We start from the raw sequence: 19,857 nt of genomic DNA, 5'->3' as shown, positions 1-19,857 counted from the left end.
CGAGATCCAATGGACACCGATCCTGTTACATCCGCTTCCCTCGCTGATGAACTAAGAGCCCTGCTTGCCAGTGAGGATACCGCGATCTGGGATCGTCTCCCCGAGACGATCAGTCGGATCGGGAAGGCGTGCGCCGGATTTGCCAAGGAGGATCCGGCGACCAGCGCCGTGGCCGAGCTGAGAATGCTTTTGTGCCGTTTAGCTTCAAAGACGGCTCAATGTTCTCTGGGGGGAGGCTGTGGTCAAGCATTACTCCATTTGGGTCGGCCAGGCCGGATGATGGCCCTGGATATTTTTTCCATGTCCAAATGGGGGGAACACGAGATTGTTCCCTTGCTGGATGGCCTCTCGCCCCTGGAAATGCTTTTTGCCATCCATCAAAGTCTGGCCTTACCGTGTGGCTGCAAGGCCTTCATCCGGAATTGGGCTGAAGGTAAACTCGGCCAGGTTGCGGGATTCGATCCGGAAACCGTCTTTCGATTTTCTGTGTGCATGGGACGCGAAGACAACCGTCCGGTTTTCATTCTTTTGCGCCATCTGCTCGATGGTGTTTTTCCCCGGTGGTTCGAGGAGGTCATCAAGCATTCCCGGGACAAGGAGGCTCTAACAGAGATTGTGTATGCGGTGCATGCCCTGGGAGAATCTTCGTTTGTGCTTACCCTGGCCGAGCATGTAGAGCATCTTCCCAAGCATGTGCATGTCCGGTTCTGTCGAAGCGCAGCCGAACTTTGCAGGGATCAGGGGACCGCTCTGACAAAGATTCTCGTGCCCAAGATGATCGACATGACCGAGGAAAACATCTTCGCAACCCTGCGTTGTCTGGTTTCCCTGAAATGGTCAAAGATTCTTGATGTTTTGGTCATTCTCGGTCGCAAGCGACCGGAACTGGCCTCTCGCCTTCATCAATGTGCCTTTTTTCTTCCCAATCCCTGGTCCCTGGGAAAGGTTCCCGAGTTCATCCGGAGGGAAACGCCGCAACGCAATCAGGACATCTTGGCCGGGCTGTGGGCTATCGATCCTGCCGGGACGGCACGGATCTGTTCGTTGTGTTCGTTAAAAGGCCAAAATCCAGCGGATATCCAGACCCTTTTGGACCGAGCCCGCACCTGGAGCGCACCGGCCTCCATTCTGCCGCCATCTTCCCGCAATGAAAAACAATCTTTTTCCCTGGGCCAGCGTGTTGCTCGTTTTTTCGTCAAAAAAGCTCCTGGTCTCAAGGATGTTTTGCACACCTATGCCGCAGTGGATGATCTGCGATTCAAGGGCGATCTTCTCGAAGACAGAGTGGTCGCCAATTGTACGATCAAGAATGTCGATTTTGCTGAATGTGTCTTTACCAGAACGGTTTTCGACAGGGTCCGATTCGTGGGGTGCTCCTTCACGAAAATCCGTTTTGTGGGGTGCCGATTTGACGGATGTTTTTTTTCCCGGTGTACATGCGATCAATGTACACTGACCGACGTGGCTCTACAGGGCTGTCTGTTCGAGTTTGTGGACTTCTCCCGGGTTTTATTCGCCTCGTGTATCTTCAGGAAACATTCCCTGGTTGGATCGCTTCTGGATCAGGTCGCTCATGTGAATTGCTCCCTGGATCGGGGCGAAGTGAGCATGTGCGTGTGCAAGCGCCTCTGGTGGAATGCGTGTAGGCTTTCCTCCTTCAGACTGATTGGCAATGCTGTAACAGATACCTTTGTCACTCGAACGAAATGGCGTGGGGTGGAGATTGTTTCCTGTCTGTTCGAGACAACCATGTTTCAATCCCTGATCATGCGTAATGTCAGGGTCGATGATACCGAAATGGTTTCCTGTTTGTTCGAGGATCTCGATTCCCTGGAGCCTGTCTTTCTGGCCCACTGGCTGGAAGGGATGTTCTGGGATTCCCGCTTTGAAGCCGGGGAGATGCTCTTGCCTGAGGATCTCGATCCGGAATGGGTCAGGGGTGTCCTTGTCGCCTGGCGGCAGGAACAGGTCGTCAGAACAACCGAACATTGCATGCTCGCAAACAATAGACGCCGGTTGACCTGGGCCGAGGAGAAATTTGCCTCCGGCCAGGATGATTTCTTTCGCCTGCTTCCCTGTCTGCTCCATTCATCCCGATTCGAGGAGTACATGGATATGCGGGGGGCGTTTGGGTGCAGGATCGATGGCTTCGAGCCCGATCATACCCAGATGCGTCTTCTGGATACGATGTTTCCGTTTATCAAGGAGCGTTCACGAACAGCCCTGCAATCGGAAATGGTGCGCATCGCTGCGTTGTACACCATTGGAAGTCTGGGAACCGTCGCCCAGAACAGAAAGTCCGATGTGGATGTCTGGGTCTGTCTTGAAGGGGCTGGTCCGGACAAGACCCTGCGTTCCCGATTGGTGATGAAATGTGAGGGGCTTTCGGGTTGGGCCAGGGAAGAATACGGCCTGGAGCTCCATTTTTTTGTCATGACCATGGATGAGATCAGATCCAACAATTTCGGAATGCTTTCCCAGGAGGGCTCTGGTTCGGCCCAGGCGTTGCTTCTCAAGGAGGAGTTCTATCGGACTGCGCTGCTCGTAGCGGGCAGATTTCCCAGGTGGTGGTCGCTGCCCTGCTGGTCCTGCAGCGGCAACGTTCATCCCCTGTCCTGTGGAGCGCACGATGATCGCAGTTGCGATCTCGGTGAGATCGACAGCATTCCCAGGGAAGAATTTTTCGGGGCATCCCTGTGGCAGATCGTTGGCTCGGCCAAAAATCCCTACAAGGCCTTGCTCAAGCTGGGGTTGCTCGAGAAATATGCCTCCCTCGGGGCATTGCCGGAGAGGATGCTTTCCGAGGTCATCAAGATCAATCTGCTCGAAGGCAAAAAAGAGGTTTTTCAGATCGACCCCTATGGATTGCTCTACAAGGAATTGTTGCAATTCTACGACCGCCTGGGCGATCGTGAGGGGTGCAAGCTGCTCAAGGACAGTTTTCATTCCAAGGTGAAAATGGAGGAAATCGATCTTTCTCACGGCCATCCGCGCCGGCAGGAAGAGCAAAGCATCCTTTCCTTTTCGTTTCCCTCGACCACGATTACTAGAGAGAAGGTTGCGGCCCTGGCCAGACCGTGGAGTATGGCCAAAATCCTTGAACTGGGTGAGGCCATGAGTACCTTCATGCTCGGGGCATACAAAAGGATACAGGGCAAGGTTTCGGCCGCGGGTACGGATGTCTCCATCCGCCCCGAGGAAATGACCATGCTCGGACGGACCATTTTGTCCTATTTCGGTCGGGAACCGGGCAAGGTTCGGAGGATGTTTTTCATCGATCTGGAAGATACGGATTACCAGGAGCTGTATTTCTATACAGAGCGTTCTGTTGAGGGTGGCAAGGTCTACGCTGCCAAGGCCCGAAGACGCAACACCCCTCGGATATTGGACCGCCTCGAGGTTGTGCGCAGGGATCACCACCCTGTGAGGCTGGCTGCATGGCTGACGGTCAACGGGTTGTACAGGGCCGGGGTGGAGGTGAGCGGAACTCCCACCCTGACCCCGGTCTCTGTCTCCTTTTTACAGGGATTCATGAACGGTGTGCTGGAGGTTTTCCCGTCCCACGAGGTGTTTCGTGCCCGGCAGGAGGATCTGCTGGAAGAGAAGCGGGTCAGGAGGGTCCTGTGCTTTCTGCAGAAGGGAGGTCATGGGGATGATCTCGAGCTGGTGCGTGCGGATATACTCTATTCCACATCCTGGGGAGAATTGTATTCCATGTCTGTGGATCATCCCTCCACGAGCATACGGTCCGACCCGACAGAGTTTTTTGCCAGACACCTCCCCTGTCCCCTGGACTGGGAGGCTGAATTGTACCAATATCGAGCCTCAACCGGCAGGACCATGCCGTTGATATCTCAATAATCGAACCTCGTTGCCGCCAAGGAGAAGCCCATGGAACTTTTGACCGTACCCCTTGAAAAGCCTGAAGACATGAATTGTATCCTGGGACAATCCCATTTCATCAAGACCGTGGAAGATCTCCACGAGGCCATGATCAATGCCGTGCCCATGGCAAAATTCGGGATCGCCTTTTGCGAGGCCTCCCAGGACTGCCTGGTCCGCTATTCAGGGACCGATCCGGAACTTGTCGAACTGGCCAAGAAAAACGCCTATGCCCTTTCTGCCGGCCATGTCTTCATCATCTTCATGAAGGATCTTTTTCCCTTGAATGTGCTCAATGCAGTCAAAAACGTGAACGAGGTCTGCCGGGTTTTCTGTGCGACCGCCAATCCGGTCGAGGTGGTCATCGCCCAGACCGGGCAGGGCCGTGGTGTTCTGGGGGTCATCGATGGATTTGCCTCCAGGGGCATCGAGACCGAGGAGGACATTGCCGTGCGCAAGGGGTTTTTGCGGACCATCGGTTACAAAGGGTAGGGTGCCCTCTGTCTTTCACAACCTGTCGTCCCCCGGTGGTCATGCTGCCGGGGGATTACTTTTTGGAAACCCAAAAAAGTAAGACAGCTCGTGTTGTTTGAGAGGAAGTGTCGGACAATACCTGGATCGTGAAGACAACCTATTGAAATAGAGAAGATTTCAGAAACGGTTTAAAGGCCAAAAAGATACGCATAAAAATGGTATGGAAGATGCTTTGATCTATGGGTGGCGTTGTTCCAGATTTCCTGTCCTGCGAACCTTTTAGGAGTGTTCTCCATGTCCTGTCCCCCTTGTACCGAACCATTCATTGTCCTCTCATCCCGTATCGTGAACAGTAGGTTACTGGATATCAGAGGTTTTTTTCATGGAGGCATCCTGGATATCGAGTTGGTCCATCATCCGGATGTTCGTCTTGAAGAAGATTCATCCGGTCCGTCGGACGACGATGTCATGTTGACCATTGAGGAATTCAGGGCAGGGGTGATGGGCTGGTTGGGGGATACGGAAATGGCCTGGCTCAGGACGCCGCTTTCCGGGGTGTATTCTTTGGAAGTTCGTCACAAGGGCAAGCCGATTCTTTTTTGGCTGGGCAAGGAGTAGCGATCAAGGGGCTCAAGGCGATATGTAATTATCCAGGTCAACAGCCTGAAACTTTCCGTTGCCTTTTCCAGTCTTCTTGGGCAAAGGCGACTTAAGAAGACTGTCAATGAACCACTCAAGGAGGTAGGAACTATGTTCAAGGGAAGCGCTGTAGCGTTTGGGGCAGGCGATCCCTATGTATTCACCTATAACGAACGGGACCAGCGGACCTTTATTCCCAAGCCGTCGCCGCGCCTGTTCAAAAAGTTCGAGGCATCTGTCCTTGAACGCATCATCAGAACCTGTGACCGGTTTTTCGCCGTGGCCATTTTTCTCTGCGCCTGGGTCATCAAGGCGGACGACTCGCCATATAGATAACCATTGTTTGCTGTTTTTTTACGTCAAAAGCCCTTGCCTGCAAGGGCTTTTGACGTTTTGGCATTCAGGATCACCACGTGATTGTCTTGCCCGGACACGAGAGTTCTGATGCTGTGCACCGGTGGGAAATCATTTTCATCATCCAACCCCAATATTCGTGCCCGGATCAGGTCATTATTTTACAAAAATGTTATCAACGGTTTGTGCCTTGGCCAATTTGAATTAAAAAAATTACAAATTTGTTTAAAATTAAATTTCGTTTCAAATCGCATTGCAGATTAGTCCATTATTTTAACAAGTTACAGTTTTGGCCCCTCTATTGCTGAGGAAGAAACATCATTCACTCTGTTTCCATCCACTTTCAAGTAGGGAGGCTTTTTTATGTCGTGGTCGCACAAGAGGTCATCTTTCGGAATATTTCTCACATCAATGTGGCTTGCGGGTGCTTTGGTGTGCACGGTTCTCCCCACGGCAGCCCTTGCTGAAACCGAGTCCCTGTCCCAGTCCAACGCCAATATCCTGTGGACGCTTCTGGCCGCTTTTCTGGTCATGTTCATGCAGGCCGGGTTCGCCATGGTCGAGACCGGATTCACCCGGGCCAAAAATGCCGGAAATATCCTCATGAAGAACGTCATGGATTTTGGTGTCGGGTCTGTCGCTTTTTTCTTTGTGGGCTTCGCCCTGATGTTCGGGCTGGATGCCGGCGGATTTCTCGGGACCAGCGGTTTCGCGCTTTCAGGAATCACCCCGGATACGGCAGAGGGGCAGTGGTCTCTGACCTTCTGGTTCTTCCAATCCGTATTCTGTGCCACTGCAGCGACCATCGTCTCCGGTGGTGTTGCCGAACGGACCAGGTTCAGTTCCTATCTCATCGTCAGCCTGGTGCTTTCCGCGGTCATCTATCCCATTTCCGGTCACTGGTGCTGGGGCAGCCTGTGGCTGGGTGATGCTGGGGCCGGCTGGCTCGAAGGCATGGGTTTCACCGACTTTGCCGGGTCCACCGTTGTTCATTCCGTGGGCGGCTGGATCGCCCTGGCCGGCGCCATCGTCCTGGGTCCCCGTATCGGCAAGTATTCGCCCGACGGCAAGGCTCGGGCCATCCCGGGACACAACATTCCCCTGGCCGCCCTGGGTGTGTTCATCCTCTGGTTCGGCTGGTTCGGATTCAATCCCGGAAGCACGACCACGGCCGATGGAACCATCGGATACATTGCCGTGAACACCTCCCTGGCCGCCTGTGCCGGTGCAATCGGCGCCATGATCATGGCCTGGATCCGGTTCGGCAAGCCTGACACCTCCATGACTTTGAACGGCGTACTCGCCGGGCTGGTCGGCATTACGGCCGGATGTTACGAGGTTTCTCCGGCAGGCTCCATCCTCATCGGTCTCATCGCGGGTTTCCTGGTGGTCCTGTCCGTGGAATTCATCGACAAGGTTCTGCACATCGACGATCCGGTCGGCGCGGTCTCTGTACACGGTGTGTGCGGTGCTTTTGGAACCCTGGCTGTCGGTCTGTTCGCAGCACCCGGCTATGGTGATCAGATCGGGCTCCTCTATGGCGGCGGAATCAGCCTCCTTTTGGTCCAGCTCGTAGGAATAGCCGTGGTCTTTGCCTGGGCCTTTGGTACCGGTCTGGTTCTCTTCAAGGTCATCAAGGCAGTTGTTGGTATCAGGGTCAGTGAAACCGAAGAACTCAAGGGACTGGATATCACCGAACACGGCATGGAATCCTACAACGGCTTTCAGATCTTCACCACCGAGTAAATAGTCAGAATTCCATTCGCGAGCCAACAGATACCGCATCACCCAAGAACAATCCGTGAATGTTTCCAAAAACCTGACAAATGCCGGAACAACCGTAGGGGACGGCGCGCCGTGCCCAAATCACCGGAACCTTCCGGAGACGACAGCAAACCACAGGCATTTCACCGGGCAGCCGAGGAAAATCAGCCCGGGAAACACCCCGCCAAGATCAAGGAGATACAGATCATGAAACTCGTCATTGCCTATATCCGGCCTGAACGGCTCAACGCCGTCAAGCAGGCCCTGTATGAGAAAAAAATCTACAACATGTCCGTGACCAACAGCCTGGGCAGCGGACGTCAAAAGGGATTCACCGAGACCTACCGCGGCGTGGTCATGGAGGTGAACCTGCTCAAGAAGATTCGCCTGGAGATCGGACTGAACGACGACTTCCTGGAACCGGCCCTGGCCGCCATCAAGAAGGGCGCTCAGACGGGTGCCGAGGGTGATGGGGTCGTCTTTGTCCAGGACCTCGAACAGGCCATCCGCATCCGCACCGAAGAAGAAGGCCCGGTGGCCATGGGTTGATTCCTCGGACCATATCCATAATCTCACACCAACCATCCAACCTCCTTACCTTCGCTGCCGGAGGGACACCGCCTTCCGGCACAGCAAGGCCCCTGCATCGTGCAGGGGCCTTGGTTGGTTTTGGGGGAGCCACGTAGATACAGGGACAGGCACGGACTGACACGGACCAGCACGGACGGGCGTGGTACGTTTGAGGAAGGCACGGCGCGCCTAAGGAGGGCAGGCGCGCCTTAAAGGGGCACGATGCGCCGTGCCCCTACCGATGATGTCGGGATGGTGGAGGGGTGAAGGTTTTTTTGGGGTCGTCAGGGTGGTGACTGTATGGGCGGGATCGGGTAAGGAACAATTCCATGCCCCTCGACTACACAACCCTCGATTTTCTCCGCCAGAATCACCCTGCCTGGCGGCTCTTGCGCGCCCATCATGCGCCGCTCATTGCCGGTTTTCTGCACCGGGTGTTCATTGTTCACAATGTCCGGACCCTGGCCCAGGCGGATCTGGTTGAGGCGTTGGAAGACGAGCTCTTTGTCCTGCGCGAGCGTCAGGGTGAGGATGCCTTTCCCGGGAATGCCCAGGGCTACCTCGATGACTGGGCGGAGAACGACAAGGGGTGGCTGCGAAAATTTTATCCCCCCGGCACGGATGAGCCCCATTTCGATCTGACCCCGGCTACGGAAAAGGCCCTTTCCTGGCTGGAAGGTCTGACCGAACGGGCCTTTGTAGGGACGGAATCGCGTTTGCTCACTCTTTTTGAACTGCTCAGGCAGATGAGCGAGGGGAGTCAGAGCGATCCGAAGATCCGGATTGCCGAGCTTCAGAAGCGCAGAGACGAAATCGATGCGGAAATCAGGTGCATCCTTGATGGAGATATTCCGCTTCTGGACGAGACAGCGCTCAAGGATCGTTTCCAGCAGTTTTTGCAACTGGCCCGTGAGTTATTGGCCGATTTCCGGGAGGTGGAACACAATTTCCGCTCCCTGGATCGACGGGTGCGCGAGCGTATCGCCCTGTGGGACGGGACCAAGGGAACCCTGCTCGAGGAGATCATGGGGGAACGCGACGCCATTGCCGACTCGGATCAGGGTAAGAGTTTCCGGGCTTTCTGGGATTTTCTCATGTCCCAGTCACGTCAGGAGGAATTGACCATGCTTCTCACCCATGTTCTGGCTTTGCCGCCGGTGGCTGAGATGCATCCCGATCCGCGGCTCAGACGGGTTCACTATGACTGGCTGGAGGCAGGTGAGCACACTCAGCGAACCGTGGCCCTGCTCTCTGAACAATTGCGCAGGTTTCTCGATGACAAGGCCTGGCTCGAAAACCGGCGGATCATGGATATTCTGCACGGCATCGAGACCCATGCATTGGCCCTGCGGGAGGAGTTGCCCGATAATGATTTTATGGACCTGGTCCTGCCGGCTGCATCCATCGAGCTGCCCATGGAACGACCGCTCCACCGTCCGGTAAGCAAGCCGCTCATTACCCAGGTCGCCTTGGATGAAGGGGACGCTGCAATCGATACGGCGATTCTCTATTCCCAGGTGGTCGTGGACAAGGCCGAGTTGGCCAGAAACATCCGGCAGGAGCTGCAGGACCGTGGTCAGATCAGCCTCGGAGAGGTGGTTGCTCGCCATCCCCTGCGGCACGGTCTGGCCGAGCTCGTCACCTATGTGCAGCTGGCCGGAGAGTGGGGGCATACGGTGGTGGATGAGGAACGTGACGAACAGGTGCGTTGGGAAACAGAGGACGGCGTGATCAGGCAGGCGACCCTGCCGCATATTATCCTGGTGAGGAATGGATGACGGACTATCAAGATACCCATGACATGCCGTGGATCGAACCCGATCAGGAACTCGGTTCCATTATCGTCCCCCTGCTCAAGGGGGTCATCTATATGGAGGAAAGCCCGGCCTTATGGCATTCCCTGCTGACCTCGCAGGCGGCGGTGAAGGACTATGTGGCCGTGATCGGTCTGGAACTCACACTCGACGAATCCGAAGGGTATGCGTTTTTACGCTCCAGGCCGGAATCCGGCGACACGAGCGAAGCCGGAAACCTTCCACGATTGGTGACCAGACGGCAGCTCTCCTATCCGGTCAGTCTTCTTCTGGCCTTGCTCCGCAAAAAACTTGCCGAATCCGATGCCTGTGGTGCGGAGACGCGGATGATCCTCTCCCGGGACGAGGTGGTGGAGATGATCAGGATTTTTCTCCCGCCCGGGACCAATGAGGTCAAGCTTATCGACCGGGTGGATGCCCATCTGAACAAGATAGTGGATCTCGGATTTGTGCGTCTTCTGCGGGGGCAGAAGGACATGTTCGAGGTGAGACGGATTATCAAAGCCTTTGTGGATGCCCAGTGGTTGAAGGAATTTGATGAGCGTCTGGCTGAGTACCGGAATTATGCGACCCGGGAGGGTGACGGTGACTGACCAACAGCTTCTCATGGATTTCATCGGCGATGACCAGCTGGCCGGATTCCGGTTGCACCGGTTGGAGATCTTCAATTGGGGAACCTTTGACAAAAGGGTCTGGACCCTGCGTATGAACGGGAAAAACGGACTACTCACCGGGGATATCGGTTCGGGCAAATCCACCCTGGTCGACGCCGTGACCACATTGTTGGTGCCGAGTCAGCGTATCGCATACAACAAGGCGGCCGGGGCCGGTACCAAAGAACGTACCCTACGCTCGTACGTCCAGGGTTATTACAAATCAGAACGGCAGGAGTCTCTGGGGAGCACCAAACCCGTAGCTCTGCGGGGCACGGACACTTATTCCGTGATTCTCGGGGTATTTTACAACGCCGGGTATGACAAGACCGTGACCCTAGCCCAGGTGTTTTGGATGAAGGACACGGCGGGTCAGGTAGACCGGATTTTTGCCGCCTGCGAACGGGGTCTGACCATTGCCGAGCATTTTTCCGGATTCGGCACCGACATGAGCGGTCTTCGCAAGCGGCTGCGCAGGGAGAAGATCGAATGCTTCCCGTCCTATCCTGGGTACGGGGCCTGGTTCAGGCGTCGTTTCGGGATCGACAACGAGCAGGCCCTCGACCTGTTTTTGCAGACCGTGTCCCTCAAATCCGTGGGCAATCTGACCGACTTCGTGCGCTCCCACATGCTTAAGCCTTTTGATGTGGATAGGCATATCGACAACCTGATCAACCATTTCGAAAATCTCAACCGGGCTCATGAAGCGGTTCGCACCGCCAGACAGCAGGTGGAGATGCTCGAGCCCCTGGTGGGGGATTGCGAGCGGCACAAGGAACTCACGGCCGGGACCGAGGCGTTGCGGGCCAGCCGTGATGCATTGCGTCCCTGGTTTGCGACCATCAAGCTGGAACTGCTCGATAAGCGGCTGGCCGGTTTGCAGGAGGAAATAGGTCGTCATCACGCCGCGGTTACCCGGCTCGAAGAGGAATACGCAGCCCAGGAAGATCGGGACCGGGAACTGCGCAAGGCCATTGCGGAAAACGGGGGCGACCGGATCGCGAGTATCGACAAGGAGATCAAGGAGAAAAAGAAACAGCGCGATCGCCGCAAGGCAAAAGCCGGGCGGTATGAAAAGCTTGTCAGGTCCCTGGGCGAGGTGCCGGCTGCCACCCGGGAGGATTTTGTACGACAGGGAGAGGGCTTCAGGAAGCTCGCGGACTCCCTTGCCGATGCCGAAGACCGCGTGCAGAACGATCTCACCGAATCCAATGTCATTTTTCGTCAGGGCCGCGAAGAATACGATCTGCTTGCACGTGAGATCAAGGGACTCAAGGCCCGTCGCAGCAACATCAGCGAAAGACAGATCGCCATGCGCAGGGAACTCTGCCGGGCTCTGGACCTGTCCGAAGACGACATGCCGTTTGCCGGAGAACTCCTGCAGGTTCGGGAGGAGGAAAAGGATTGGGAAGGGGCCATTGAACGGCTGCTGCACAATTTCGGCCTCTCCCTGCTGGTTCCGGATCGTCATTATGCCCGGGTTGCCGGCTGGGTGGATCAGACCCATCTCAAGGGCCGTCTGGTCTATTTCAGGGTGCGGGAAGACCGGCCGACTCAGCAGGGTTCCGTGCATCCCGATGCCCTGACCCGCAAGGTGGTCATCAAGGCGGATTCCCCGTTTTTCGGCTGGATGGAAGGAGAGATCGCTCACCGGTTTGATCTTGTCTGCTGCACCACCCAGGAGTCATTCAGAAGGGAGGGAAAGGCCGTCACCATGGCCGGTCAGATCAAGATGCAGGGCGGGCGCCATGAAAAGGACGATCGTCACCGCATTGATGACCGGAGCCGGTATGTGCTGGGCTGGAGCAATGCCGCCAAGATTGCTGCCCTAGAAGCCAGGGCCGGGGTGGAGGAGAAACGGCTTGATGAACTCAGGGGGCGTATCGCCGCTCTGCAGACAGAGCAGAAGGAGTTTCGCAGTCGTCTGTCCAATCTGTCCAAGCTCGACGAATACCCGGACTTTCGTGAACTGGACTGGGAACCCGTGGCCGTGGCCATCTCTGAACTGGAAGCTGAGAAAAAAACATTGGAAATCACGTCCGATATCCTGAAGACATTGACCAGGCAGCTCGAGACCCTGCTGGTGGATCACAAGGAGACCGGGAAACAATTGGACGCGGCTAAGGACAAGCGGTCCAGAACCGGGCAGAAGATCGAATATGTCGAAAAATTGCACCAGGACACCCGGGCGCTGCTCCCGCCATCGGATTCCGATTATTCCGAACGGTTCGCCGTGCTCGAAAGCCTACGCGAGGAGGCATTGAGTGACCGCAAGTTCACAGTGGAATCCTGCGACAATCGCGAGCGAGACATGCGGGACTGGCTGCAGAAAAAAATCGACGGCGAGGACGGGAAGCTCAAGCGGCTGGGGGAAAAGATCGTCAAGTCCATGAGTGAGTACCGCCAGAAATGGCCTCTCGAGACCAGGGAAGTGGACGCGGCCATGGGTGCCTGCTTCGAGTACCGGGCCATGCTCGATCAACTCCGGGCCGATGATCTGCCGAGGTTCGAGCAGCGGTTTAAGGAATTGCTCAACGAGAATACCATCCGTGAAGTGGCCCAGTTCCAGACGCACTTGGCCCATGAACGGGAGACCATCGTGGAGCGTGTGGGCAAGATCAACGATTCCCTGACGCGCATCGACTACAATCCGGGGCGGTATATCGCTCTCGAGGCTCAGACGAGCTCGGATGCCGATATCCGCGAGTTTCAGCAGGATCTGCGTGCCTGTACTGTGGGGGCCCTGACCGGCTCGGACGATGACCAGTATTCCGAGTCTAAATTCCTGCAGGTCCGGGCGATCATCGATCGGTTCAAGGGACGACCCGACCATGCCGACCAGGACCGGCGCTGGACCACCAGGGTTACTGACGTGCGTAACTGGTTCGTGTTTGCGGCCAGTGAGCGGTGGCGCGAGGACGACGTGGAATATGAACATTATGCCGATTCCGGGGGCAAGTCCGGCGGACAGAAGGAAAAGCTCGCCTACACTGTGCTGGCCGCCAGCCTGGCCTACCAGTTCGGCCTGGAATGGGGCGCGGTACGTTCGCGGACCTTCCGCTTCGTTGTCATTGACGAGGCCTTTGGACGCGGGTCCGACGAATCGGCCAGATACGGCCTGGAGCTCTTTGCCCAGCTCAATTTGCAATTGCTTATCGTCACCCCGTTGCAGAAAATCCACATCATCGAGCCCTTTGTCTCCTCGGTCGGGTTCGTCCATAATAAGGAGGGGTGCAATTCCGAGCTCCGCAACCTGTCCATCGAGGAATACCGGGCGGAAAAGCAGAGGATGACTGAGTGAGCTGGACCACGCCTTTGGATATCCGTGCCCAGGTCCAGAGGCTCTGGGAACGCGGTGTGCTGCCCAAAGCCTTGTTTGGGGTGGGTGATCAGTTTCCGTTGCGTTTGAGGCTCAAGGGTCCCTGTTCCCGGGATCTGAGCGAACGGTTCGGTGAGGTCCGGGACTGGATCGCACAGCTGACACATGGAGCCGGGAAATACCGCATCGAATGGAAAAGCATCAACCATCGGACCTTGGGGACCAATGAGATTCCGGCTAATCTGTGGATCGATTCTTTGGATGACGGTCTCGACCTGATCGGCAAGCAGCGGGAAGCTGCCTCGTTGCGGGACCTTGTGGCATTGACCGAAGAAAGTCGACCCGAGGTGCTCCCGTGGGTCGAAAACCATTTTTTGAAGGTCCTGGAGCTGGCAGGGGACTGGGAGCGGCTGCTCCATGTGGTCACCTGGTTGCAAAACCATCCCCGGCCCGGGGTGTATCTTCGTCAGGTCGATCTGCCCGGGGTGCACACCAAGTTTATTGAAAATCATCGGGGCGTGCTCGCTGATTTGTTTGATCTCACCCTGTCGCCCCACGTCGTCGACCAGGGGGCTGGAAGAGGCGCCGGCTGTTTCTGCAGACGCTATGGTTTTCAGGACAAGCCGTTGCGAGTCCGGTTCCGGATTCTCGATCCCCTACTCTTCGTCATACCCACGGAAACGGACCAGGACATCACCCTCACCCGGGAAGCCTTTGCCCGGCTGGATAGTGCGGTAACACGGGTATTTATCACCGAAAACGAGATCAATTTTCTGGCCTTCCCCCCATGCCCCCGGTCCATGGTCATCTTCGGGGCCGGCTATGGGTTCGACAACCTTGCCCAAGCCTGCTGGCTGGGCACGCGGGAGATCCACTACTGGGGCGATATCGACACCCACGGCTTTGCCATCCTGAACCAGCTGCGGAAGCATTTCCCCCAAGCACAATCCTTGCTCATGGACCAGGAAACCCTGCTGACTCACAAAGAGGTCTGGGGGGTTGAACCCCGTCCTGAGACAGCGGAACTCGAGCGGCTGACGCCCGATGAAGGCAGACTTTATAGCGACTTGCGTCAAAACCGTTGGGGCGATCGGGTCCGCCTGGAGCAGGAACGGATCGGGTTTGGTTTTTTGAAGGCAGCAATTCTCGGTTGAAGGTGTCGAAAAATCAATAAGTCCGAAAAGTATGTAGGGGCAATTCAAGAATTGCCCGTTTTCTCGAGCCCAGGGAGGCGAAAGAAAACAAGGGTTGTGGCTTTGGCCTGATAATGCTGGTCTTTGGGTATTTCGAAACAGCGAAAAACAGTGAATCCTTGAAATGTTCATGAAGGTTGTGAGCTGATGACAGAAAACCAACGCACAGAGTACAAACGTGAACTCACCGGCGATCTGGAAAAGGAAGTCGTGGCTTTTCTGAATGCCCGTGAGGGCGGTGTTCTTTATATTGGAATCGATGATATGGGGAAGGTCATCGGGGTGCAGGATGTCGACCGGATTCAGCTGGCTCTCAAGGATCGTCTGAAGCACAATATTCAGCCTTCCATTATGGGACTGTTCGAAATTCTGCATCAACGCCATGACGACAGGGATATCATTCGGATCACTGTGGCCGGCGGTCTTGAAAAACCCTACTATCTCAAAAAATACGGCATGACGGAAAGAGGTTGCTTTTTGCGTGTAGGCAGTGCTGCCGAGCCGATGACCAGAGAGATGATCGAAGGTTTTTATGGAAAGCGGGTGCGCAACACCATCGGTCGTATGGAATCTCCTCGGCGGGGGCTGACCTTCGAGCAACTGAAAATCTATTATCAGGAACGCGGTCTGCATCTTAACGATGCCTTCATGAAGAACCTTGAGTTGTTGACGCCCGACGATCAAGCCAATTATGCGGCCTATCTGCTGGCTGATGAAAATGGTGTTTCCTTCCAGATTGCCAAGTACGCAGGAATCGACCGGGTGGAACTGATCGAGAACCGTGATTATGGACGCTGTTCCATTGTAAAGGCCTTGAAGTCGATGCTGGATCGCGTTGATGTGGAGAATACCATTTTCACTAAAATCACGTTTCCCCTTCGACAGGAGCGGGAATTGTTCAATCCTGTTGCCATGCGTGAAGCGCTGATCAATGCCGTCGTCCATAACGATTATTCGTACGGAGCCAGTCCGAAGCTCGAATTCTTTGCCGACCGTGCCGAGGTCACATCCATGGGCGGGTTACCTTACGGGGTAACGGAAACCGATTTTTTTGGAGGATGTTCGGTTCCTCGCAATAAAGAGATCATGCGCATTTTTCGTGATTTGGAAATCGTCGAGCATCTTGGTTCCGGAGTTCCCCGTATCCTGAACGCGTACGGTAGAGAAGTATTTGAAATCCGGGAAAGCTACGTGAGAATCATATTGCCTTTTGCGAAACCGGAAAAGGCTGCCCCCGAAGTCACCCCCGAAGTCACCCCCGAAGTCACCCCCGAAGTCACCCCCGAAGTTGAGAAGATGCTGTTCGTCTTTCATGACGAGATGACCAGGCAGGAAATTATGAAGGCTCTTGGCCTCAAGGATGAAAAGCATTTCCGGGAACATTATCAACAAGCCGGTATTGCCCAGGGGGTGATTGAGATGACAATCCCGGACAAGCCGCGCAGCAAAAAACAGAGATATCGGGTTACTGCCAAAGGACAGACGTTGTTGAAGTTGTTGCGACACAAGCAATGAGTTTTTGGGACATGATCCCAGATGATCGCAAAAGCCTCTCAATATCCTGTCACGACCAACCAGGAGACTCCCCATGGGCCACCTCATAGCCAGGGATATCTATCGCCAATTGGGCGAGAAAATCGACAACACCACGGTGCGCACGCCGTGGAATCCGGCGCTGCGGGATCTTTTGCAGGGATTGTACACGCAGGAAGAGGCGGATTTCATCGTGCGCATGCCATATAGGCCTTCCTCACTTGCCCGGCTGCAGAAGATTTTGAAGATGGACTCGGCCCCTTTGCAGAAGCGCCTGGAATCCCTGTGTCACAAGGGGCTGGTTTGCGACATCTGGGAAGGGGATGAGTATGTGTACATGATAAGCCCAATTGTGATCGGGTTTTTCGAGTTCACCATGATGCGCACCCGGGGGGAGCTGACCCCGAAGAAATGGGCCGAGCTCTTTCAGGCCTACATGTTCGGGAGCCACGACTTTTTGGAGGCCAATTTCGGAGACGATCAGATCGTTTCCATCATGCGCGCCTTGCCCCATGAAGAGACCCTGGGCGATCATGTGGAGATCCTGGACTATGAAAAGGCCCATGCGCTCATTGACGCTCAGGACCATTTTGCCGTGGGCATCTGTTCCTGCCGTCATGAAAAGGAGCATCTGGGGGAACGGAAATGCGACGTGCCCCTGGAGACCTGCACCTCCATGGGGTCGGGGGCCGAGTTTCTGATCAGAAACGGGTTCGCCCGGCCCATCTCCAGACAGGAGATGCTCGATATCACGGCCCGGTCACGGGAGCTGGGTTTTGTGCTCTCCACGGACAATGTGAAGCAGGACGCGGGATTCATCTGCCACTGCTGTTCGTGCTGCTGCAATCTGCTCAAGGGAATCAGGGAAATGGGGTATTCCGGGATCCTGGTCTCCTCCAGCTTCATGGCCAGGTGCGATGCGAGTCTGTGCAACGGATGCGGCAAATGCGCCCGGGCCTGTCCCATTGATGCCATCGCCATGGTCGAGATCCCTGGGGACGAGGGGGAGCGGCCGCACAAAAAGCCCGTTATCAACGAGGATTATTGTCTGGGCTGCGGGGTGTGCGCATTGAAATGTCCCACGCAGGCCATGCGTCTGGACAAGCGGGCCCAAAAGGTCTTCCACCCCGAGGATTCCATGGAGCGGGTCATCCTCCAGAGTCTGGAGCGGGGGACGTTGCAGAATCTGCTCTTTGACAATCCCAACAGCCGGACCCAGGGATTCATGCGCGGGCTGGTAGGGGCGTTCCTGCGCCTTTCGCCGGTGAAAAAGGCGCTCATGAGCCATACGTTGCGCTCGCGTTTTCTGGAAACACTCCGCCGGGCCGGGGGGTGAGGGGGAATGCGAGGAGGATTTTTTTTGAATTTTGTGTGTAACTTCGGGCTAGGCAATCCAGTTTTCAACGCGCAAATTCGGTATCCTTTCAAATTCACGCATATTATTGGTTACAAGAACTCTGCCCAAAGAGAGTGCCTGACCGGCAATGAGAAGATCATAGGGGCCGATGGGAGTTCCTTTTTGCTCGAGCTGGGCACGGATGGCTGCCGCATGGGCAGCGGCGTGACAGTCCAGGTTGAGGACACTCATGGGACGGAGAAACTTGTCTAACGCCTTTTGGGTGCGTTGGGGGGATTGGCTTTTTTCCACACCATATTGAAGCTCGAAACGGGTGATCACAGAAATGGCCACTTCATGGACGGGATGCTCACGAAATCGTTCAAGAACCTCCATCGGCCTTTTTTTGATCAAGTAAATGCAGATGTTGGTGTCCAGAAGATACGCCATCACAACACCTCTCTTTCCTGCATGGGAGGCTGGTTCCGGCCGTCTTCCAGGAAATCCTCGGGGAATTCGTTCAATGATTCAAAAAGAATATCCCACGTCGGCTCGATAGGTTCAAGGATGATGCGGTTACCCTCTCGGACAATCTTCACTTCATCGCCGGGAAGTCTGAATGCCTTGGGTAGCCGTACGGCCTGAGAATTACCATTTTTAAACAATTTCGCTGTTTCCATGTCAGCCCCCTGCTGGTTGTAGATACTTTAAGTATATATTTCTAGCATTCAGTGTCAATGCCGATTGACTGTGTTTACAGCTCTGATATTCCTGTCGCCTATCCTCGGAAGACCTGTGTGTCTGCTTTTTCCTATTTGCCCCACCCCCCTTTTTTTGTACCTTACTCGTGAAAGTCTGCCATAAAAAACAAAAAAAGTTTATAACCGCTTGAACTTAAAACTTAAAACCTAACACCTAAAACTGCGGCTTGGCCGCATGAGACTATGCTCTGGTCCCACCCAGTTTGTCTGACAAGGAGACAGCCCCATGCACAGCATCGCGACCACCCACACCAATTCCGACTTCGACGCCCTGGCCTCCCTGGTGGCGGCCACTTTTCTCTATCCCGGGACGCTGGGTATCCTGCCCAGTCAGATCCGACCCAATGTGAAGGCGTTTTTGTCCCTGCACCAGGATCTTTTTCACATCGCCCCGCGCAAAGGGTTCGATCTCGAAGGGGTCGACCGGCTCGTGGTCGTGGACGCGAACAACTGGAACCGTCTGGAGCGGATGAACGAGCTCAAGGGCCGCGAAGATGTGGAGGTCCATGTCTGGGATCATCACATGCAGGGGGAGAACATCGAGACCGGGTTCATGCGTCGCCACGAACTCGGGGCCAACGTGACCCAGATGGTCGAGGAGATGAAAGTACGGGACTGCGCTTTTTCCCCCATGCACGCCACCCTCTTCCTTTTGGGGATCTACGACGACACGGGCAGTCTCTCCTATCCCTCGGTAACCCCCAGGGACGCGGCCATGACCGGATTTCTTCTGGAAAACGGGGCGGATCTGAACGTGGCCTCGGCCTATCTCTCCTCCTCCTTTGACCAGGACCAGACGGACATCCTGACCCAGATGCTGGCCAAAGACGAGGCCTTCTCCGTTTCCGGATTCGATGTGGCCGTGTGCCTGGTGGAGAAGGAGTGCGGTTCGGCCATGCTCGCCCCGGTGGTCACCAAGTACAAGGAGATCAAGGGGGTGGACGGGGTCTTCGGTGTCTTTCGGCTTGACGACCAATCGTGCATCGTCATCGCCCGGGCAGGGCACAGGGATCTGGACGTGGGCCAGGTTATCCGGACCCTTGGGGGAGGCGGGCATCCGGCAGCCGGATCGGCCATGGTCAAGGGCGTGGATACGGGTGAATTGTACCGCGGCGTTTGCGATCTGGTCCGGGAAATGGACCGGCCCCAGGTGACCGTGGAGCGGATCATGTCTTCTCCGGGGAGAAGTGTTTCACCGGATATGAAGCTGGAACAGGTCGCTCCGATACTCGAGCAGGAACGTCTGCACGCCTCACTGGTTGTGGACGACGACAGATGCCTTGGAATCATCGGCCCTGTGGAGATGAGCAAGGTCAAGCGGGCCTCGCAGTTTGCATCCCCGGTCAAGGCGATCATGCGCCGGAATCTGCCGACCATCGGCCCGGATCAGGGCATCCAGGAGGCCATGCGGATTCTCTCGGATACCGGGGTTTCCATGCTTCCAGTGGTCAAGCACGGCCGGCTTGTCGGCAAGGTCACCCGGACGGATCTGCTGCTGCAGATGTATGATCTGGGGTGACACGGATTTTTCAAAAGTTTTGACCAGATTTCCTCAGGGGCTGGAT

15 protein-coding genes are annotated in these 19,857 nt (G+C 55.6%); 13 read left to right on the top strand and 2 right to left on the bottom strand.

What is annotated here, in order from left to right; all coding sequences use genetic code 11:
• Window positions 1-9: 9 nt before the first annotated feature.
• The 12 genes from ACTVJH_RS02980 (at window position 10) to ACTVJH_RS02925 (ending at window position 17,531) form a co-directional block, all read left to right on the top strand.
• The gene (locus tag ACTVJH_RS02980) at window positions 10-3,861 is read left to right on the top strand and encodes a class I adenylate cyclase (RefSeq protein WP_455987317.1); all 3,852 of its coding nucleotides are present in this window, start codon (window positions 10-12) and stop codon (window positions 3,859-3,861) included.
• A gap of 30 nt (window positions 3,862-3,891) precedes the next feature.
• Window positions 3,892-4,374, top strand: a complete 483-nt coding sequence (locus ACTVJH_RS02975) for an adenosine-specific kinase (protein WP_455987315.1) — start codon at window positions 3,892-3,894, stop codon at window positions 4,372-4,374.
• A gap of 276 nt (window positions 4,375-4,650) precedes the next feature.
• Window positions 4,651-4,974 carry a hypothetical protein gene (locus tag ACTVJH_RS02970; RefSeq protein ID WP_455987313.1) on the top strand — a complete coding sequence of 108 codons (324 nt, stop codon included), beginning with the start codon at window positions 4,651-4,653 and terminating at the stop codon, window positions 4,972-4,974.
• Window positions 4,975-5,106: 132 nt separating this feature from the next.
• Window positions 5,107-5,331, top strand: coding sequence for a hypothetical protein (locus ACTVJH_RS02965; protein WP_455987311.1), 225 nt, complete (start codon window positions 5,107-5,109; stop codon window positions 5,329-5,331).
• A gap of 429 nt (window positions 5,332-5,760) precedes the next feature.
• Entirely contained in the window at window positions 5,761-7,095 is a 1,335-nt protein-coding gene (locus tag ACTVJH_RS02960) for an ammonium transporter (protein WP_455987309.1), read from the top strand.
• Window positions 7,096-7,320: 225 nt separating this feature from the next.
• Window positions 7,321-7,662: a P-II family nitrogen regulator gene (locus ACTVJH_RS02955; RefSeq protein WP_455987420.1), complete on the top strand. Its 342-nt coding sequence runs from the start codon at window positions 7,321-7,323 to the stop codon at window positions 7,660-7,662.
• Window positions 7,663-8,012: 350 nt separating this feature from the next.
• On the top strand, window positions 8,013-9,461 hold the full coding sequence (locus tag ACTVJH_RS02950) for a DUF3375 domain-containing protein (RefSeq protein ID WP_455987307.1): 1,449 nt from the start codon (window positions 8,013-8,015) through the stop codon (window positions 9,459-9,461).
• Complete coding sequence (locus ACTVJH_RS02945) at window positions 9,458-10,090, top strand: DUF4194 domain-containing protein (protein WP_455987305.1); 633 nt, start codon at window positions 9,458-9,460, stop codon at window positions 10,088-10,090. Before ACTVJH_RS02950 ends, ACTVJH_RS02945 begins: the two co-directional genes overlap by 4 nt.
• Window positions 10,083-13,451: an ATP-binding protein gene (locus tag ACTVJH_RS02940; RefSeq protein ID WP_455987303.1), complete on the top strand. Its 3,369-nt coding sequence runs from the start codon at window positions 10,083-10,085 to the stop codon at window positions 13,449-13,451. The genes ACTVJH_RS02945 and ACTVJH_RS02940 overlap by 8 nt, the downstream gene beginning before the upstream one ends.
• The gene (locus tag ACTVJH_RS02935) at window positions 13,448-14,623 is read left to right on the top strand and encodes a DUF3322 domain-containing protein (protein ID WP_455987301.1); all 1,176 of its coding nucleotides are present in this window, start codon (window positions 13,448-13,450) and stop codon (window positions 14,621-14,623) included. The genes ACTVJH_RS02940 and ACTVJH_RS02935 overlap by 4 nt, the downstream gene beginning before the upstream one ends.
• Before the next feature lie 186 nt (window positions 14,624-14,809).
• Window positions 14,810-16,177, top strand: a complete 1,368-nt coding sequence (locus ACTVJH_RS02930) for a Fic family protein (protein WP_455987299.1) — start codon at window positions 14,810-14,812, stop codon at window positions 16,175-16,177.
• Window positions 16,178-16,250: 73 nt separating this feature from the next.
• Entirely contained in the window at window positions 16,251-17,531 is a 1,281-nt protein-coding gene (locus ACTVJH_RS02925) for an ATP-binding protein (protein ID WP_455987297.1), read from the top strand.
• Between the two features lie 48 nt (window positions 17,532-17,579).
• Here the strand turns inward: ACTVJH_RS02925 and vapC are convergent, their stop codons facing one another.
• Both vapC and vapB read right to left on the bottom strand, forming a co-directional pair.
• A complete protein-coding gene (gene vapC / locus ACTVJH_RS02920) occupies window positions 17,580-17,981 on the bottom strand; it encodes a type II toxin-antitoxin system tRNA(fMet)-specific endonuclease VapC (RefSeq protein ID WP_455987295.1) in 402 nt (133 codons plus the stop codon).
• Window positions 17,981-18,211, bottom strand: coding sequence for a type II toxin-antitoxin system antitoxin VapB (vapB, locus tag ACTVJH_RS02915; RefSeq protein ID WP_455987293.1), 231 nt, complete (start codon window positions 18,209-18,211; stop codon window positions 17,981-17,983). The genes vapC and vapB overlap by 1 nt, the downstream gene beginning before the upstream one ends.
• Before the next feature lie 307 nt (window positions 18,212-18,518).
• Between vapB and ACTVJH_RS02910 the strand changes: the two genes are divergently transcribed.
• A complete protein-coding gene (locus ACTVJH_RS02910; protein WP_455987291.1) occupies window positions 18,519-19,811 on the top strand; it encodes a CBS domain-containing protein in 1,293 nt (430 codons plus the stop codon).
• Window positions 19,812-19,857 lie beyond the last annotated feature (46 nt).

The organism is Desulfoplanes sp. PS50, assembly GCF_053851535.1.
The sequence above is the reverse complement of the archived record's forward strand: the minus strand, read 5'-3'. Positions and strand labels throughout refer to the sequence as shown.

Excerpts from the sequence above, each read along its gene's own strand:
- ACTVJH_RS02980 (WP_455987317.1), top strand. The coding sequence starts at position 10 with ATGGACACCGATCCTGTTACATCCGCTTCCCTCGCTGATGAACTAAGA.
- ACTVJH_RS02975 (WP_455987315.1), top strand. The coding sequence starts at position 3,892 with ATGGAACTTTTGACCGTACCCCTTGAAAAGCCTGAAGACATGAATTGT.
- ACTVJH_RS02970 (WP_455987313.1), top strand. The coding sequence starts at position 4,651 with ATGTCCTGTCCCCCTTGTACCGAACCATTCATTGTCCTCTCATCCCGT.
- ACTVJH_RS02965 (WP_455987311.1), top strand. The coding sequence starts at position 5,107 with ATGTTCAAGGGAAGCGCTGTAGCGTTTGGGGCAGGCGATCCCTATGTA.
- ACTVJH_RS02960 (WP_455987309.1), top strand. The coding sequence starts at position 5,761 with ATGTGGCTTGCGGGTGCTTTGGTGTGCACGGTTCTCCCCACGGCAGCC.
- ACTVJH_RS02955 (WP_455987420.1), top strand. The coding sequence starts at position 7,321 with ATGAAACTCGTCATTGCCTATATCCGGCCTGAACGGCTCAACGCCGTC.
- ACTVJH_RS02950 (WP_455987307.1), top strand. The coding sequence starts at position 8,013 with ATGCCCCTCGACTACACAACCCTCGATTTTCTCCGCCAGAATCACCCT.
- ACTVJH_RS02945 (WP_455987305.1), top strand. The coding sequence starts at position 9,458 with ATGACGGACTATCAAGATACCCATGACATGCCGTGGATCGAACCCGAT.
- ACTVJH_RS02930 (WP_455987299.1), top strand. The coding sequence starts at position 14,810 with ATGACAGAAAACCAACGCACAGAGTACAAACGTGAACTCACCGGCGAT.
- ACTVJH_RS02925 (WP_455987297.1), top strand. The coding sequence starts at position 16,251 with ATGGGCCACCTCATAGCCAGGGATATCTATCGCCAATTGGGCGAGAAA.
- vapC (WP_455987295.1), bottom strand. The coding sequence starts at position 17,981 with ATGGCGTATCTTCTGGACACCAACATCTGCATTTACTTGATCAAAAAA.
- vapB (WP_455987293.1), bottom strand. The coding sequence starts at position 18,211 with ATGGAAACAGCGAAATTGTTTAAAAATGGTAATTCTCAGGCCGTACGG.
- ACTVJH_RS02910 (WP_455987291.1), top strand. The coding sequence starts at position 18,519 with ATGCACAGCATCGCGACCACCCACACCAATTCCGACTTCGACGCCCTG.